The following is a 15,939-nucleotide window of genomic DNA, read 5'->3' as shown; positions in this document are numbered from 1 at the left end:
TGGCGATCCAGGCCAGAGAACCATCAAGCAAAGGAAGACCATTGGGCACCAGTAACAACCAGACGGGTCGCCACCGCCTGGGAATGGCGGGAGGCGTGCACTGCATCGAAATCCCCGCCGTCGCGGCTGCGCTCGCCGAGCATCGCCGCACATGGTTCACCTCGTTGATCAGCCCGGCTCGGCATAGTTTCGCCGCCATGCGCCGGCGTTCGGCGACGCCCTCGGTGCGCTGGGTCCCCGCCACCGCGGGCTGACGCCCACTTCCACGTCAGTGGCCCGGTCCTCGCGACCGGGCCACTGTCGTACGCGCGAGCGGCTAACCGCGCGGCGGCTGATAGCCCGGCACCGAAATCTCGGACCGGCGGTGGACGTATCCGAGCCCGCCATCGGGGCGGTTCCTGCAACGCCGGTTCACCGTCGCGGCGGCGTAGGGCGGCACCTCCCCGGAACAGCCCGAAGGCCCCGGTCCTGGGTGGACCGGGGCCTTCGGTGTTGCTCTACCCGTATCAGGCGTTGCCGGAGAGCTTCTCCCGCAGAGCCGCGAGCTGGGCGTCGCTGGCGAGCGAGCCGCCGGCGGACTCGGGCTGGCTGGAGGTGGACTGCGAACCGCTCTCGGAGGAGTAGTTCGACGAGCCGCCACCGTTGGCAGCCTCGGCCGCGGCGTCGGCCGCCATCTTCTCCATTTGCGCGGTGTGCATCTTGTGGCGACGCTCCGCCTCGGCGTAGCGGCCTTCCCACTCCTCGCGCTGCTTGTCGAAGCCCTCGAGCCATTCGTTGGTCTCGGGATCGAAGCCCTCGGGGAAGATGTAGTTGCCCTGCTCGTCGTAGCTGTCGGCCATGCCGTACTTCGACGGGTCGAACTCGGCGTGGTAGTCCTCGTTGGCCTGCTTCAGCGACAGCGAGATCCGGCGACGCTCCAGGTCGATGTCGATGACCTTGACCATCGCGTCGTCGCCGACCGCGACGACCTGGTCCGGCACCTCGACGTGGCGCTCGGCCAGCTCGGAGATGTGCACCAGGCCCTCGATGCCCTCTTCGACGCGCACGAACGCACCGAACGGAACCAGCTTGGTGACCTTGCCCGGCACGATCTGGCCGATCGCGTGGGTGCGGGCGAACTGACGCCACGGGTCTTCCTGGGTGGCCTTCAGCGACAGCGAGACGCGCTCGCGGTCCAGGTCGACGTCGAGCACCTCGACGGTGACCTCGGTGCCCACCTCGACGACCTCGGACGGGTGGTCGATGTGCTTCCAGGACAGCTCGGACACGTGCACCAGACCGTCGACGCCGCCCAGGTCCACGAAGGCACCGAAGTTGACGATCGAGGAGACCACACCCTTGCGGACCTGGCCCTTCTGCAGCTGGTGCAGGAACTCGCTGCGGACCTCGGACTGGGTCTGCTCCAGCCAGGCGCGACGCGAGAGAACCACGTTGTTGCGGTTCTTGTCGAGCTCGATGATCTTGGCCTCGATCTCCTTGCCGACGTACGGCTGCAGATCGCGGACGCGACGCATCTCGACCAGCGAGGCGGGCAGGAAGCCACGCAGCCCGATGTCGAGGATCAGGCCACCCTTGACGACCTCGATGACGGTGCCCTTGACGGCCTCGTCCTTCTCCTTGAGCTCCTCGATCGTGCCCCACGCGCGCTCGTACTGCGCCCGCTTCTTCGACAGGATCAGGCGGCCTTCCTTGTCCTCCTTGGTGAGAACCAGGGCCTCGACCTCATCGCCCACGGAAACGACCTCGTTGGGATCGACATCGTGTTTGATGGAGAGCTCGCGGGAGGGGATGACGCCTTCGGTCTTGTAACCGATGTCGAGCAGGACCTCGTCACGATCGACCTTGACGATGGTTCCCTCGACGATGTCGCCATCGTTGAAGTACTTGATCGTGGCGTCGATGGCGGCGAGGAAATCCTCGGCGGAGCCGATGTCGTTGACGGCTACCTGCGGCGAGGTGACGGTGGTGGGCATATGTGGATTTGCTCCGGACGGATTGTGGTCGGTTGCGGACATTGGATCTTTCGGTACTGTGCGACACACCGAAATTGGGCGCGGTGTGATCACTCGCGCGTTCAGCGTACGCGACCTGCATCGGGCCGGGCAAACCGGTCCCGTCGCCACGCCGATACTCTTACGGCGTGTCGGACGATCGCCATGCACAAGCAAACGAACTGCTCGGAACCGTGGGTCCGGCACGTGCCCGAATCGATTCCACGGACAGTGAACGTGCCAGCCGGCGCTGGTGGGATGCCGACGCCGGCCAGTACCACGATACCCATGCCGAATTTCTCGGTGTCGACTCCCCCGGCGGTGAATTCGTCTGGTGTCCCGAGGGACTGCACGAGGGCGATTGGCATCTGCTCGGCGATATTGCCGGACAGCGCATTCTGGAGATCGGCTGTGGTTCGGCGCCGTGTTCGCGCTGGCTGGCGAGCAATGGCGCGCATCCGGTCGGCCTGGACCTGTCGGCGGGCATGCTCGCGCGCGGGGTGGCGGCGATGGCGCGCGGTGGGCCGCGGGTGCCGCTGGTGCAGGCCGGCGCCGAGGCGTTGCCCTTCGCCGACGCATCCTTCGATGCCGCCTGCTCGGCGTTCGGAGCGATCCCGTTCGTCGCCGATTCGGCGCAGGTCATGCGTGAGGTCGAGCGGGTGTTGCGGCCGGGTGGGCGCTGGGTGTTCTCGGTGAACCATCCGATGCGCTGGATCTTCCCCGACGATCCGGGTCCGGCCGGGCTGGTCGCCACCACGCCGTATTTCGACCGCACCCCCTATATAGAGGTCGACGTCGACGGCGAACCCACCTACGTCGAACATCACCGGACCATCGGCGATCGTGTCCGCGAGATCGTCGCGGCAGGGCTGGTCCTGGAGGACATCATCGAACCGGACTGGCCGGAGTGGCTGGACCGGGAGTGGGGTCAGTGGAGCCCGCTGCGCGGCGCCCTGTTCCCGGGTACGGCGATCTTCGTGGCGCGTAAACCGGGCGGGACGAACTGAACGACCGGACCGGACGCTCGCGGGAGCGTGCGGTCCGGTTCTCAGTCATCGCCGTTGTCCGATCTGCCCGGTCGCGGTTTCCGGCCGGCGTTGTCGAGGGCCAGCCGTAGTGCGTATTCGATCTGGGCGTTGACGCTGCGCAGGTCGTCGGCGGCCCAGCGGGCCACCGCCTCGTAGACCGCCGGATCGAGCCGCAGCAGGATCTTTTTGCGTTCGGCCATCGGCTCGCCGGTCAGGAGTACAGCGATCCGGCGTTGACCACGGGCTGGGTCGGTCGATCACCGCACAGCACCACCAGCAGGTTCGACACCATGCTCGCTTTCCGCTCCTCGTCGAGTTCCACCATGCCCTCGGCGGTGAGCCGCTCCAGCGCCAGGCCGACCATGCCGACCGCGCCCTCCACGATGTGGGTGCGCGCGGCGACCACCTGCGCGGCCTGCTGACGCACCAGCATCGCCTGGGCGATCTCGGGGGCGTAGGCGAGATGGGTGATGCGGGCCTCGAGCACCTCGATACCGGCGAGTTCGGTGCGTTCGCGCAGTTCGACGGTGAGTTCTTCGGCGACTTCGGTGCCGTCGCGCAGGCTGGTGCGCTCGGCGTCGTGAGCGTCGTAGGGGTGGGTGGTGGCCAGGTGCCGGACCGCGGCCTCGGACTGGGTCTCCACGTACTCCTCGTAATCGTCGACGGCGAAGGCTGCTTTGTAGCTGTCGACCACCCGGTAGACGACCACCGCCGCGATCTCGACCGGATTGCCGTCGGCGTCGTTGACCTTGAGCTTCTGGGTCTCGAAGTTACGCACCCGCAGCGAGATGCTGCGCCGGTCGGTGAGCGGGAGCACCGAGTAGAAGCCGGGTTCGCTCACCGAGCCGATGTAGCGGCCGAAGAACTGCACCACCTTCGCCTCGTTCGGGTTGACCACGATCAGCCCGGTGATCGCGAGCAGGAGCACGACCAGCACCACGGCTCCCGCGATACCGATCCCGAGCGCGGCGCCGTTGCCGTCCTTGGCGCCGACGACGAAGGCGAGCGCGGTGCCGCCGCCGACGGCCAGCGTCAGCACCAGCCACGTCAGTAACACCACGAACCCATTGGCGTGGACAGCGGCGCGAAGCTTCATGACATCCTCCCGGTATCAAAGTGATATCACGACAATAGCATGACGCTGCCGTCGCGCGCCCGGTTCGACCGGAGGTCAGCCGGCCGGACGGATATTGCGGTTGAAGCGGAACATGTTGTGCGGGTCGTACTTCGACTTCAGGGCGGCCAGCCGCTGATAGGTGCCGGCCCGATATCCGGCCTTGGTCTGCGCTTCATCGGCCGCCTCCCCGGCGCCGTAGAGGAAGTTGAGACTGTGGCCGATGGTCCACGGCGCCAGGGCGGCCCGCACCCGTGCACCGGGCTCCACCGGGCCCGCGGCCGGATTCGGTGCGGTGATGACCCGGACGACGTAGCGGGCGTCGCGATGATCGAGTGCCGACTCCTCGTAGCCCGCACTGAGCGCGCCGCCCAGCTGCCGGATGTCGATGACGGCGCCGAGCCCGGACTCGGGGCCGGCCACCGCGAGCAGCGCCGTCAGCGCTTCGGGAGTGAGGTCGTCCAGCAGGGCATTGGTGGCGGCGTAGGCGTGCGGATCGGCCGGGTCGGAGTGGATCGTGTGCGATTCGGTGTAGGGCATGACGCGCAGGTCATCCTTCAGCGGGGTGCCGATCGCCCGCAGCGGCGCGACCAGGCGATCGCCGTCCTCGACGTCGGTGCAGGCCACCCGGATGGAGGCGACGAACCGCCCGCGCAGCGGTTGCGGCACCGGTGGGATGTCGGGGAAGGCGAACATGGCCACGGTGGAGGTGACCGAGTCGGGCACGGTGGCGGTCCACTCCCGCCAGACCTCGAGCGCCCGCGGCACCAGGGCGGTGTCGAACATGAGCTGGCCGCCGTAGACGGTGGTGACCGGCACCAGGCCCAGTTCCAGCGCCGTGACGACGCCGAAATTGCCGCCGCTGCCGAGCACGGCGCCGAACAGTTCGTCGCCGGGCCGCAGCGTGCGTACCCGGCCATCGGCGGTGACCAGTTCGATCATCCGGACGTGGTCGGCGGCGTATCCATAGGTACGGCCCAGCAGCCCGAGGCCACCGCCGAGGACATAGCCGACCACGCCCACCGACGGCGATGACCCGTTCAGCGGTGCCAGTCCGTGCCCGGCAGCCGCCTCGATCAAGGCGCCGGCCTGCACGCCCGCGCCGATCCGCGCGGTTGCGGCATCGGCGTCGATCTCGATGGCGGTCATCCGCCGGGTGCTGATCAGCACGCCTGCGTCGGCGGCGACCGACAGGCCGTGCCCGGTGGCCTGCACGGCGACCGGCAGTGCGTGCCGAGCGGCGAATTCGATGGCGGCGCGCACGTCTTCGGTGTGCCGGGCGGTGACCACCACGGCGGGACGGTGCTGGTAGGCGGTCTGGAATCCGGCGACTTCGGTGGCGTAGTCCGCGTCGCCGGGGCGGAGCACGGGCGCGGGGAAGGACGGCAATTCCGCCTCGGCGGCGGGCGTCAGAGCGATGTAGTCGGCTGCGATGTTTCCCATGCGTTCGACGATGCCGCCCGCTGAGCGATAAGGGAAACAGTTAGTTCGTCTCGCTGCCATAATCATCAGTTATGGAATTGCGGCAACTGCGCTACTTCGTCACCGTGGTCGAGGAAGGCGGTTTCACCCGGGCCGCGCAACGGCTGCATCTGACCCAGCCGGGGCTCAGCGCGCAGATCCGTCAGCTGGAACGCGAGCTGGGGCAGCCACTGCTGGAACGGGGCGCGCGCCGGGTCACGCCGACCGAGGTGGGGGCCGCGGTGCTGGCCGACGCCCGGGCCGCGCTGGCGGCCGCCGAACGGATCGCGCACACCGTCGACGAATTCACCGGGCTGCTGCGCGGCCAAGTGCGGGTCGGGCTCATCTCCGGCGCGGCGACCGAAGAGTTCGATGTGCCCGCCGCGCTGGCCGCCTTCCACGACGATCACCCGCAGGTCGGCATCTCCCTCACCGAAGCCACCTCGGAGGACATGCTGGCCGCGGTGAGTCGCGGCGAGCTCGATATCGCGCTGATCGGGCTGACCGGCGCCGAGCTGGATCCGGCCATCGCCCTCGACGTCATCCTCGACACCGCCGTGGTCGCCGCCGTCGCCGCCGAGGACCCCAGCGTCGGCGAGGTCATGCCGCTGCCCGAATTGCGCGAGCGGCCCCTGATCTGCCTGCCATCGGGCACAGGTATTCACGGCGTCTTCCAGCGAGCCTGCGCCGCAGCGGGTTTCGCTCCGAACATCGCCTTCGAGGCCGCGGCGCCACCGCTACTGCTGCGACTGGCCGCGCACGGCCTGGGCGTGGCGGTGGTGCCGGAACTCACCGACGCCGAAGCGGCGGCGTTCGGGGTGCGGACACTACCGATCGTGGCGCCGGAGTTGCGCGGGCAGCTGGCCATCGCCTGGCGCACCGACCGGCCCCTCGCGCCGGCCGCGAAAGTGCTGCTCGGCCAGTTGCGCATCGCGCTGGGGAAGCCGGTGCGCTGACACCGCCGCGGCCGCGCTCAGAGCAGTCGCGACAAGAACGCCTGGGTGCGTTCGTGTTTCGGCTGCGCCAGCACCTCACGCGGCGGCCCGGCCTCGACCACCACTCCCCCGTCCATGAACACCAGCTGGTCGGCGACCTCACGAGCGAAACCCATCTCATGGGTGACCACGACCATGGTCATGCCGTCGTCGGCCAGCTCGCGCATCACGGTGAGCACCTCACCGACGAGCTCCGGGTCCAGCGCGGAGGTCGGCTCATCGAACAGCATCAGCTTCGGATCCATCGCCAGCGCCCGGGCGATCGCCACCCGCTGCTGCTGCCCGCCGGACAGTTGCGCGGGATAGGCATTGGCCTTGTCGGCCAGCCCCACCCGGTCCAGCAGTTCCTTGGCCCGGCTCACCGCGTCGGCCTTGCGCAGCTTCTTGACCTGCGTGGGCGCCTCGATGATGTTGGCCAGCGCGGTGCGGTGCGGGAACAGGTTGAAATGCTGGAACACCATGCCGATCTCGCGGCGCTGCCGGGCCGCTTCCCGCGGATGCAGCTCGTAGAGCTTGTCGCCCTTCTCGCGGTAGCCGACCAGCTCGCCGTCGACGTAGAGCCGCCCGGCATTGACCTGCTCGAGATGGTTGATGCAGCGCAGGAATGTCGATTTGCCCGAACCCGACGGACCGACCAGGCACAGCACCTGGCCGCGCTGCACCTCGAGCGAGATCCCCTTGAGCACCTGCAACGCGCCGAAGGATTTGCACACCCGGTCGGCGACGATCATCGGCGTGGCCGCCGACCCGGAACCGTCTTTCGCCTGCTCGCTCATTTCGCCTTCACCACATTCTGCGCATCGGCCAGTTCCTGCAACTGTTTGGCGGTCAGCTGCCGCGAGACCCCGCGGGAGAAGTAGCGCTCCAGGTAGTACTGGCCGACCATCAGCACGCTGGTGATCGCCAGGTACCAGGTCGCGATGACCAGCAGCAGCGGGATCGGCAGGAAGTTGACGCCGTAGATGTCACGGGCGCGGCCGAACAGGTCGGTGCTGAGCGGGATCGCGGTCACCAGCGAGGTGGTCTTGAGCATGCCGATCAGCTCGTTGCCGGTGGGCGGGATGATCACCCGCATCGCCTGCGGCAGCACCGTACGTCGCATGGTCTGCGACCAGGTCATCCCCAGCGCGACCGACGCCTCCCGCTGCCCCTCACCCACCGAATTGATGCCCGCGCGCACGATTTCGGCCATATACGCGGCCTCGTTGAGACCGAGGCCGATCACCGCGAACGCGAACGCCGCCTGCAAGCCCTGCACATCCAGTTCCACCAGCTGCGGCCCGAACGGCACACCCAGACTGATCTGCTTGTACAGCGAGGGCACCAGTCCCCAGAACACCAACTGCACGAACACCGGCGTGCCGCGGAAGATCCACAGATAGACCCACGCCGTGGAGCGCAGCACCGGATTCGGCGACAGCCGCATGACCGCGAGCAGTGCGCCGAGCACCACCGCGATCGCCATGGACAGCACCGTCAGCTCCAGCGTGACGACCGCGCCCTCGGCGATGCGGCTGTCGCGCAGGTACCGCCAGTAGACGTCCCAGCGGTAGGCCGGGTTGGTCGCGGCGCCGTAGATGAACAGCCCGACCAGCACCAGGATGGCGGTCGCGGCCAGCCAGCGCCCCGGCCTGCGCAGCGGGACGGCCTTGATCGGCTCCGGCTCGGTCTGTGATTCGCTCATGTCATCCCTTCGCCGCTCCGTTGATCACGGACTCGGTGATCGCGCCATCCTGCACACCCCAGTTCTCGGTGATCTGGCGGTACTTGCCGTTGTCGATCAGATGTTGCAGGGCCTTCTGCAAGACCGGCCCCAACGGCGAGCCCTTGGCGACCGCCCACCCGTACGGGGCGGCGTCGAACACCGGACCGGCAGGTTCGATCTTGCCTTCGGTCAGTTTGATGGCGTACGCGGTGACCGGGGAGTCGGCCGACATGGCGTCCACCTGGCCGAGCACCAGCGCGTTGGTCGCCGCGCTCTGTTCGTCGAAACTCTGGATGATGATCGGGTCCTTACCCGCATCCACGCAGGCCTGGCTCTTGGCGGGCAGCTCTTCCAGATGCTCGAACGTGGTGGCCTGCACGGCGACTCGCTTGCCGCAGGCGTTGTTCGGGTCGACCGGGCGGTCGGACCGCTGGGCCCACTGCACGCCCGCGCTGAAGTAGGTGACGAAATCGACCTGCTTCTCCCGCTCCAGGGAGTCGGTGATCGAGGACATGCCCACGTGGTAGGTGCCGGCCTGGACGGCGGGAATGATCTTCTCGAATGCCGACTCGATGTATTCGGCCCGCAGCCCGAGCACGGTGGTCACCGCGTCCATCAGGTCGACGTCGAAGCCGGCGATATTGCCGTCGCTGTCGCGGTACTCGTTGGGCTGATACGGCACGTTCACCCCCACCTTCAGCACGCCGGACTGCCGGATCTCCGGCGGCACCAGTGCCGCGAGTTCGGGCACCTCGCTCACCGGCACCTTCGACACATCGGGCAGGTCCTCGGTGTTGTGGGTGCAGCCGGCCACCGCGAGCACGAGCGCGCCCAGCACGGCGGCCACCAGCATCGCCCAACGTCCGCGCCCGCCGGATCCGGTTCGATCAGCCACCGCAGCCTCCACCTTCCGACCCGCCCTGCTCGCAATGTAGGCGACCGGGCACTCGCGTACCGGACAGTAGCGGAGAATCCGGCCGCCGCGGTCCAGTACACACCGAGCCGGCCCTCGGTCCGTGGCCCGCGCTCATCGGCGGTGTACCCGTGCGCTCACCTGCTCGGTGAACTCACTCGTCGAGGCCAGTCCGCCCAGATCGGCGGTCGCGATACCGGCTTCCAGCGTCGTCGCGACGGCCCGCTCGATCCGCTCGGCGGCCTGGGTGAGCGTCGGCTCGGCGCGCCGAATTCCCAGCCAGTGCAACAACATCGCCGACGACAATTGCAGCGCCGCCGGATTGGCCCGGTTGCGGCCGGCCAGCGTCGGCGCCGCGCCGTGCACCGCTTGGGCCATGGCGCGGTCGGCCGAACAGTTCAGCGAGGCCGCGAGCCCGAGCGAGCCACTGAGCTCGGCCGCCAGGTCCGAGAGGATGTCGCCGAAGAGGTTCTCGGTGACCAGCACGTCGAAGTCGCCGGGCGCACGCACCAGGTGCGCGGCGGTCGCATCGACATGCTCGTCGTCGACCTGGACACCGGGATACTGGTGCGCCACCTCGTAACAGACGTCGCGGAACAGGCCCATCGTCATCGGCAGCACATTGGCCTTGTGCACGATCGTGACCCGTTTGCGCCGGGTGCTCGCCAGCCGCAGCGCCTCGTGCGCGATCAGCTCGCAGGCGCGGCGGGTGACCACGCCGACCGACATGGCCACGTCCTCGGTGGGCCGGAACTCCCCCGATCCGGCGAACATATTGCGATCGGCGTAAAAGCCTTCGCTGTTCTCCCGCACGATCACCAGATCGATATCGGGGGCCGCCGCGCGCACGCCGGGAAAGGCGCGGGCCGGGCGGATATTGGCGTAGAGCCCGAAGTGCTTACGGATCGCCCCGCCCGGAGCCACCCGGTGTTCGGCCGGATACGAGGCGTTGTCGTGCGGGCCGAGGATCCAGCCGTCCAGCTCGGCGAGCGCATCGAGGGTCTGGCGCGGCAGCGCGGTGCCGAACTCCGCGAGGGCCCGGTGACCGATGGACAGCGGCACCCAGTCCACCCCGGCCGCGCCGGCGGCCGCGAGTGCCTCGTCCACCACCGCGCGCGCCGAGCCGACCACTTCGGGCCCGATGCCGTCGCCATCGATGAGCCCCAACCGCAGCCGTTCACCGTCGGTTCGCTTCGCCTCGTGCACTCCGACATCCTCCCGTCGCGGTGGAACCGGCCCGCGCGCGGGTCCGCGGCGGCTAGTTTCTGCAGATCATGGTGCAGTCGGTGGAACTGGTGCTCGACGACACGGCCGAGGAGTACATCCGGCAGCAGTGGGCGTCGCTGGCCGAGGCCGGCCTACCGGGCGTCATCCGCAGGCCGGCGGCGGGCGATCCGCCCAAACGCCCGCACATCACCCTGGCGGTGGCCAAGCAGATCTGGCCGCGCATCGACCACGACCTGGAGAAATTGCCGTTCCACCCGTTCCCGGTGCGACTGGGCGGTGTCCTCGTCTTCGGGTCCCGCCGGCCCATTCTGGTGCGGCTGGTGGTGCCGTCGGAACAGTTGCTGGCCTGGCAGCGCCGGGTGCACGCGCTGGTGACGCCGTGTCCCGGGGTTCCGGGCAACATGCATCCGGATCAGTGGACCCCGCATGTCACACTGGCCAGACGCGTGCCACCACCGCAGCTCGGCGCGGCAATTCTCGCCGTCGCGTCGGATCGTGATTTCCCCGCGACCGCGGTGGGTATCCGGAGGTGGGACGGCGACGAACGGCGGGCCTGGCCGGTCGCCGGTGGAAGATAACCCCGGTGCCCGGCGTTGGACCCGGAAAACCACACGAGAGGACGCCCATGGCAACGCAGACGCTGACCCAGCAGAACTTCGATGAGATCGTCACCGGAAACGACGTGGTACTCGTCGATTTCTGGGCCGAGTGGTGCGGACCGTGCAAGAGCTTCGCCCCGACCTTCGAGAAGTCCTCGGAGCAGCACCCCGACGTGGTGCACGGCAAGGTCGACACCGAGGCCGAACAGGGTCTCGCGGCGGCCGCCAACATCCGGTCGATCCCGACCATCATGGCTTTCCGCGAAGGTGTGCTGGTCTTCGCCCAGCCCGGTGCTCTGCCCCCGGCCGCGCTCGAGGACCTGGTCACCCAGGTGAAGGCGCTGGATATGGACGAGGTGCGCAAGCAGCTGGCCGAGCAGCAGGCCTCCGCGGAGTAGGTCCGCAGCCACCACAACACGGGTCCTGCCCCTCCCGATCCGGGAAGGGCAGGACCCGTGGTGCTGTCAGGCTCCGAGGCGGTTGAGCCCGGCGATCATGGCGCGGACGGTGGATTCGGCACCGTCGCCGGCCAGTGCGGCACCCCAGCCACGACGGCCGTTGAACTCGCACTGGATGAACGTCGCGGTGGCCGAGCCGGTGCGGCGCTGATGGAATTGCAGGATTTCGACCGGATAGCCCTCGTCGTAGAGGGCCGAGGTCATGGCGGCGACCGGGTTGCCGGTGGCCACGACGGTGCGCAGATGCCCGGCGAATTCGAGGGTCGCGGTGAAGGTCGCGTTCCGGTTCCCGGCGGGCGACCAGTCACCGAGGCGGATGGGCCCGGTGCCTTCGCCGTAGCGGTCGCGGAACTGGTCGGGGGTCAGGCCGGCGCTTTCGGAGCGCAGGCTCCGTGGGGCGGCGGCGATCAGGTCATGGCTGTCGAGGGTGAGCATGGTCACGTAGGTCTTCCCGAGAATGCTTGAAGGCGGCAGAGGGGACCAGCAACTAACGTCAAACGGCCCGCAGCGAGGGGGCCGGTCCGAATCAGACCCCGCTGCGGCGGGTTACTACGAGCAGTAGCCGACGCGCCACCATCGCGGTGTGCGGAACTAGCGCAGCGCTGTCGCGGTCGGCGACATGCAGCGCGGCGCTGTGGCGGTCGGAGGGATTCGGCACGCGTCCGAGGATAGAGAGTCGATGCGGCGAAGGCAACCACATTCGCATGCTGTTTCCTTTCGCGCCGGACGCTGTTCGCCCAGGTCATCGGGTGTGCGGGGTTACGCGCGAGTAGCAGGGATCACCGTGGGGCGGTGCGGGGTCGCAGTCGCGGCCGACCCGCACCGTCCGACGGCGTCAGGATCCGTAGAACGTGCCGCCGAGAAGCGAGAGCCGGTGGCCTTTGGCATCGCAGCTGAGGCTGGCGCGGAAGCCGATGGCGCAGGTGGCGCCCGCGTGGCTGACGCTGCCGCCGAGCTGCTCGATCGGCGGGTTGCCACCGGGCAGCGTGTACGGCTTCCCGGGCGCGAAGCCTGGGTGTGCGGGTGCCCAGCCGAGGTCGATGACGGCCTCGTCGACCGGGAACGGCAGCACGATTTCGGCTCCGGCGATCTTCATGGTCATCGTCACCGGAGCGTCGGCGTTGCAGCCGACGCTGCCGTCGGGGCCGATGGCGCAGTCGGCGAAGCCGTAGGAGAAGTACACGGTGCCGTCGGCGGCGGGTGCGGCCTGGGCCGGTCCGCTACAGAGAATCGGGGCGAGCGCGGCCGCACCGAGGGCCGCCGCGGTTTTGAGCAGTGCACGCATCAAGTCTCTCCTGACGTCGGAAAGCATTGTCTGGCAACTAGATACGCCGACCACGTGGCGAACGTCGAACAGTGCCGCGGAGATCGGACGTCTTTGGTGTCGTCGGACGACACCGGCCGGACGTTACACCCGCGGTCGCGGCGGCGCGGCGCAACGGCACGGGCGGGCTGCCGCGCCTGTGGTCTAAAACGACGGCACAGACCGCTGCTCTCCGGCGGGTGTTCAACCGTAATGTGACCCGCCACCGAATACACAGCAGACAGACATCGCGAACACCGAATCCGCTGTGCAGCACTGCGTGTCGCGACGGACGCACGGTACCGTGAGCCCGGCTCGGAGCCGCTCCGAGCCGGGCGACGGTTCAGTGTGCGGCCGAGTCCCAGCTGCGCCCGGTGCCCACGGACACATCGAGCGGGACCGACAGGTCGATCGCTGCGGCCATTTCGCGCCGGGCCAGCTCTTCGAGGGCTTCCCGTTCCCCCGGAGCCACCTCGAACAGCAGTTCGTCGTGGATCTGCAGCAGCATCCGCGACTGCAAGCCCGCATCCTGAATCGCCTTGTGCACGTTGATCATCGCGACCTTGATGATGTCGGCGGCGGTGCCCTGGATCGGCGCGTTCAACGCCATGCGCTCGGCAGCTTCACGACGCTGGCGGTTGCTGGAATCGAGGTCCGGCAGATAGCGGCGGCGGCCGAACAGCGTCTGGGTGTAGCCGACCTTGCGGGCCTGTTCCACAACCTCGTGCAGGTAATCGCGGATACCGCCGAACCGGGCGAAGTAGACCTCCATCTGATCCTTGGCCTCCTGCGTGCTGATCTTCAGCTGCGCGGACAGACCGTAGGAGCTCAAACCGTAGGCCAGACCGTACGACATGGCCTTGATCCGGCGCCGCATCTCCGGATTGACTTCCGAGATCGGGATGTCGAAGGCCTTGGACGCGACGAAGGTGTGCAGGTCCTCCCCGGAGTTGAAGGCCTCGATCAGGCCGGCGTCGCCGGACAGATGCGCCATGATCCGCATCTCGATCTGGCTGTAGTCGGCCGTCATCAGCGATTCGTAACCGGGGCCGACGACGAAGGTGTCGCGAATCTGCCTGCCGGTGTCGGTGCGGATGGGAATGTTCTGCAAGTTCGGCTCGGTCGACGACAACCGGCCGGTGGCGGCGATGGTCTGGTTGAACGTGGTGTGGATGCGGCCGTCGTCGGCGACGGATTTGAGCAGCCCGTCCACGGTGACCTTGAGCCGGGTGGCGTCGCGGTGGGCCAGCAGATGCGCCAGGAACGGGTGCTCGGTCTTCTCGTAGAGCGATTCCAGCGCGTCGGCGTCGGTGGTGTAGCCGGTCTTGGTGCGTTTGGTCTTGGGCATGTCGAGCTCGTCGAACAGCACCACCTGCAACTGCTTGGGCGAGCCGAGGTTGATCTGCTTGCCGATCACCCCGTAGGCCGCCTCGGCCGCCTCGTTCACCTTGTCGGCGAACTGGCGTTGCAGCGTCTCGAGCTGGTCGACGTCGACGGCGATGCCCGCGTCTTCGAGGGTGGCCAGCACTTCCAGTAGCGGCAGCTCCATTTCGCCGAGCAGCGCGGTGGATTCGATGCCGGCCAGCTCGCCGTCGAGGGCCTCGGCCAGGTCGGCGACGGCGCGGGCCCGCAGCATCTCGGTCTGCGCGAGTTCGGTATCGACGGCGTCTTCGTCGTCGAGCAACGACAGCTGCGGGGTCTCGTCGGTCTCGGCGCGCAGCTCGCGGTGCAGGTAGCGCAACGACAGATCGTCGAGGTTGAAGCTGCGCTGCCCCGGCCGCACCAGGTAGGCGGCCAGCGCGGTATCGCTGGTGAGCCCGGCCAGCGACCACCCGCGCCCGCGCAGGGCGTGGATGGCGGACTTGGCTTCGTGCAGGGCCTTGGGCCGGGCCGGGTCGGCCAGCCAGGCACCGAGGCGGGCCTCGTCCTCCGGCGTCATCCCGGTGACGTCGATATAGGCGCCCTCACCGTCGGCCGCGGCGATGGCGATCGCCTTGACGTCGCCGTGCGCGGGCGCACCCGACCCCACCACCGACACACCGTGGCGCACGCCGACCGGCGCGTGATCGGTGAGCCAGTCGCCGACGCTGCCCGGCGCCAGCGAGGAGCCGCTGATCTCGAAACCGGATTCGGCCTCCGGGCTCGGCGGGGCGAGGGTCTCGAACAGCCGATCGCGCAGCACCCGGAATTCCAGGTCGTCGAAGAGCCGGTGGATGCGTTCGCGGTCCCACGGGGCCTGAGCGAGCTGGTCGGGGGTGTAGGGCAGCGGCACATCGCGCACCATCTCGGTGAGCTGACGGTTGAGCACCACGCTGCTGAGGTTGGCGCGCAGCGCGTCGCCGACCTTGCCGCGCACCTCGTCGACCTTGTCGACCAGGGTGGCCAGATCACCGTATTCGCGGATCCACTTGGCAGCCGTCTTCTCCCCCACCCCGGGGATGCCGGGCAAGTTGTCGCTCGGGTCGCCGCGCAGCGCCGCGTAGTCGGGGTACTGCGCCGGGCTGAGGCCGTATTTGGCCTGCACTTCCTCGGGGGTGAAGCGGGTCAGGTCGGAGACGCCCTTGCGCGGGTAGAGCACGGTGACGTCGTCGTTGACCAGCTGAATCGAGTCGCGGTCGCCGGTGACGATGAGTACCCGGTAGCCCTGCGGCACCGCCTGGGTGGTGAGCGTGGCGATGACGTCGTCGGCCTCGTAGCCGTCGATGGCCATCACCGGGATGCCGAGCGCGCCGAGCACCTCCTTGGCGAGCTCGACCTGGCCGCGGAACTCGTCGGGCGTGCTGGTGCGGTTGGCCTTGTATTCCGGGTAGGCCTCGGTGCGGAAGGTCTGGCGCGAGACGTCGAACGCCGCCGCGATATGGGTGGGCTTCTCATCGCGCAGCAGGTTGATCAGCATGGCGGTGAACCCGTACACCGCGTTGGTGGTCTGCCCGGTGACGGTCTTGAAGTTCTCCGCCGGTAGCGCGTAGAACGCGCGGTAGGCCACCGAGTGGCCGTCGATCAGCAATAGCGTCGGCCGCTCCCCCGTGGCCGTCGCGGCGGCACTCGACGCGGTGCTCGGTGCCGTGCCGGATCCGGAAGAGGCAGAACGCGGGGCTGTCGTCGGTGAACTCACCCCCCAGAGTCTAGGGACAGCCACCGACAA

The 15,939-nt window shown here is 68.5% G+C and carries 17 protein-coding genes; 5 read left to right on the top strand and 12 right to left on the bottom strand.

The features are described 5' to 3' along the window. Nucleotides 1-95 precede the first annotated feature (95 nt). The gene (locus tag NOCYR_RS29205; RefSeq protein WP_162471523.1) at nt 96-254 is read left to right on the top strand and encodes a hypothetical protein; all 159 of its coding nucleotides are present in this window, start codon (nt 96-98) and stop codon (nt 252-254) included. 252 nt (nt 255-506) lie between these two features. Here the strand turns inward: NOCYR_RS29205 and rpsA are convergent, their stop codons facing one another. Next, nucleotides 507-1,973 (bottom strand): 30S ribosomal protein S1, encoded by a 1,467-nt coding sequence (gene rpsA, locus NOCYR_RS10520; protein WP_014350347.1) that lies wholly within the window; start codon nt 1,971-1,973, stop codon nt 507-509. A gap of 167 nt (nt 1,974-2,140) precedes the next feature. On the opposite strand from rpsA, the gene NOCYR_RS10515 reads away from it, so the two are divergent. Beyond that, on the top strand, nt 2,141-2,998 hold the full coding sequence (locus NOCYR_RS10515) for a class I SAM-dependent methyltransferase (RefSeq protein WP_048833246.1): 858 nt from the start codon (nt 2,141-2,143) through the stop codon (nt 2,996-2,998). Nucleotides 2,999-3,039: 41 nt separating this feature from the next. Here NOCYR_RS10515 and NOCYR_RS10510 read toward each other — a convergent pair whose 3' ends face one another. The 3 genes from NOCYR_RS10510 to NOCYR_RS10500 form a co-directional block, all read right to left on the bottom strand. Beyond that, nucleotides 3,040-3,219: a hypothetical protein gene (locus NOCYR_RS10510; RefSeq protein ID WP_014350345.1), complete on the bottom strand. Its 180-nt coding sequence runs from the start codon at nt 3,217-3,219 to the stop codon at nt 3,040-3,042. 11 nt (nt 3,220-3,230) lie between these two features. Next, complete coding sequence (locus NOCYR_RS10505; protein WP_014350344.1) at nt 3,231-4,115, bottom strand: SPFH domain-containing protein; 885 nt, start codon at nt 4,113-4,115, stop codon at nt 3,231-3,233. Nucleotides 4,116-4,190: 75 nt separating this feature from the next. Then, the gene (locus tag NOCYR_RS10500; protein WP_014350343.1) at nt 4,191-5,576 is read right to left on the bottom strand and encodes an FAD-binding oxidoreductase; all 1,386 of its coding nucleotides are present in this window, start codon (nt 5,574-5,576) and stop codon (nt 4,191-4,193) included. Between the two features lie 71 nt (nt 5,577-5,647). Between NOCYR_RS10500 and NOCYR_RS10495 the strand changes: the two genes are divergently transcribed. Further along, a complete protein-coding gene (locus NOCYR_RS10495; RefSeq protein WP_014350342.1) occupies nt 5,648-6,550 on the top strand; it encodes a LysR family transcriptional regulator in 903 nt (300 codons plus the stop codon). 17 nt (nt 6,551-6,567) lie between these two features. Here the strand turns inward: NOCYR_RS10495 and NOCYR_RS10490 are convergent, their stop codons facing one another. From NOCYR_RS10490 to NOCYR_RS10475, 4 genes are all read right to left on the bottom strand, one after another. Beyond that, a complete protein-coding gene (locus NOCYR_RS10490; protein ID WP_048834070.1) occupies nt 6,568-7,320 on the bottom strand; it encodes an amino acid ABC transporter ATP-binding protein in 753 nt (250 codons plus the stop codon). Nucleotides 7,321-7,361: 41 nt separating this feature from the next. Then, nucleotides 7,362-8,273, bottom strand: coding sequence for an amino acid ABC transporter permease (locus NOCYR_RS10485; protein ID WP_014350340.1), 912 nt, complete (start codon nt 8,271-8,273; stop codon nt 7,362-7,364). A gap of 1 nt (nt 8,274) precedes the next feature. Next, nucleotides 8,275-9,147: an ABC transporter substrate-binding protein gene (locus NOCYR_RS10480; RefSeq protein WP_014350339.1), complete on the bottom strand. Its 873-nt coding sequence runs from the start codon at nt 9,145-9,147 to the stop codon at nt 8,275-8,277. A 174-nt stretch (nt 9,148-9,321) separates the two neighbouring features. Further along, nucleotides 9,322-10,413, bottom strand: coding sequence for an isocitrate/isopropylmalate dehydrogenase family protein (locus NOCYR_RS10475; RefSeq protein ID WP_014350338.1), 1,092 nt, complete (start codon nt 10,411-10,413; stop codon nt 9,322-9,324). 68 nt (nt 10,414-10,481) lie between these two features. On the opposite strand from NOCYR_RS10475, the gene NOCYR_RS10470 reads away from it, so the two are divergent. Further along, nucleotides 10,482-11,012, top strand: a complete 531-nt coding sequence (locus NOCYR_RS10470) for a 2'-5' RNA ligase family protein (RefSeq protein ID WP_014350337.1) — start codon at nt 10,482-10,484, stop codon at nt 11,010-11,012. Between the two features lie 47 nt (nt 11,013-11,059). Continuing rightward, nucleotides 11,060-11,431 (top strand): thioredoxin, encoded by a 372-nt coding sequence (trxA, locus tag NOCYR_RS10465; RefSeq protein ID WP_014350336.1) that lies wholly within the window; start codon nt 11,060-11,062, stop codon nt 11,429-11,431. A 66-nt stretch (nt 11,432-11,497) separates the two neighbouring features. On the opposite strand, the gene NOCYR_RS10460 is transcribed toward trxA, so the two are convergent. From NOCYR_RS10460 to polA, 4 genes are all read right to left on the bottom strand, one after another. Further along, entirely contained in the window at nt 11,498-11,926 is a 429-nt protein-coding gene (locus tag NOCYR_RS10460; RefSeq protein ID WP_014350335.1) for an alpha-isopropylmalate synthase regulatory domain-containing protein, read from the bottom strand. 91 nt (nt 11,927-12,017) lie between these two features. Then, a complete protein-coding gene (locus tag NOCYR_RS30755) occupies nt 12,018-12,149 on the bottom strand; it encodes a hypothetical protein (protein ID WP_256666670.1) in 132 nt (43 codons plus the stop codon). 177 nt (nt 12,150-12,326) lie between these two features. After that, entirely contained in the window at nt 12,327-12,776 is a 450-nt protein-coding gene (locus NOCYR_RS10455) for a hypothetical protein (protein WP_014350333.1), read from the bottom strand. Between the two features lie 361 nt (nt 12,777-13,137). Then, nucleotides 13,138-15,909: a DNA polymerase I gene (gene polA / locus NOCYR_RS10450; RefSeq protein WP_081505368.1), complete on the bottom strand. Its 2,772-nt coding sequence runs from the start codon at nt 15,907-15,909 to the stop codon at nt 13,138-13,140. Nucleotides 15,910-15,939: the final 30 nt, after the last annotated feature.

It is taken from the genome of Nocardia cyriacigeorgica GUH-2, assembly GCF_000284035.1.
Classification (GTDB): Bacteria; Actinomycetota; Actinomycetes; order Mycobacteriales; family Mycobacteriaceae; genus Nocardia; species Nocardia cyriacigeorgica_B.
Note: the sequence above shows the minus strand (reverse complement) of the source record. Positions and strands in the feature narration are given on the sequence as shown.

Excerpts from the sequence above, each read along its gene's own strand:
- NOCYR_RS10510 (WP_014350345.1), bottom strand. The coding sequence starts at position 3,219 with ATGGCCGAACGCAAAAAGATCCTGCTGCGGCTCGATCCGGCGGTCTAC.
- NOCYR_RS10480 (WP_014350339.1), bottom strand. The coding sequence starts at position 9,147 with ATGCTGGTGGCCGCCGTGCTGGGCGCGCTCGTGCTCGCGGTGGCCGGC.
- NOCYR_RS10470 (WP_014350337.1), top strand. The coding sequence starts at position 10,482 with ATGGTGCAGTCGGTGGAACTGGTGCTCGACGACACGGCCGAGGAGTAC.
- NOCYR_RS10495 (WP_014350342.1), top strand. The coding sequence starts at position 5,648 with ATGGAATTGCGGCAACTGCGCTACTTCGTCACCGTGGTCGAGGAAGGC.
- trxA (WP_014350336.1), top strand. The coding sequence starts at position 11,060 with ATGGCAACGCAGACGCTGACCCAGCAGAACTTCGATGAGATCGTCACC.
- rpsA (WP_014350347.1), bottom strand. The coding sequence starts at position 1,973 with ATGCCCACCACCGTCACCTCGCCGCAGGTAGCCGTCAACGACATCGGC.
- NOCYR_RS10505 (WP_014350344.1), bottom strand. The coding sequence starts at position 4,115 with ATGAAGCTTCGCGCCGCTGTCCACGCCAATGGGTTCGTGGTGTTACTG.
- NOCYR_RS10460 (WP_014350335.1), bottom strand. The coding sequence starts at position 11,926 with ATGCTCACCCTCGACAGCCATGACCTGATCGCCGCCGCCCCACGGAGC.
- NOCYR_RS10500 (WP_014350343.1), bottom strand. The coding sequence starts at position 5,576 with ATGGGAAACATCGCAGCCGACTACATCGCTCTGACGCCCGCCGCCGAG.
- NOCYR_RS10485 (WP_014350340.1), bottom strand. The coding sequence starts at position 8,273 with ATGAGCGAATCACAGACCGAGCCGGAGCCGATCAAGGCCGTCCCGCTG.
- NOCYR_RS10490 (WP_048834070.1), bottom strand. The coding sequence starts at position 7,320 with ATGATCGTCGCCGACCGGGTGTGCAAATCCTTCGGCGCGTTGCAGGTG.
- NOCYR_RS10455 (WP_014350333.1), bottom strand. The coding sequence starts at position 12,776 with ATGCGTGCACTGCTCAAAACCGCGGCGGCCCTCGGTGCGGCCGCGCTC.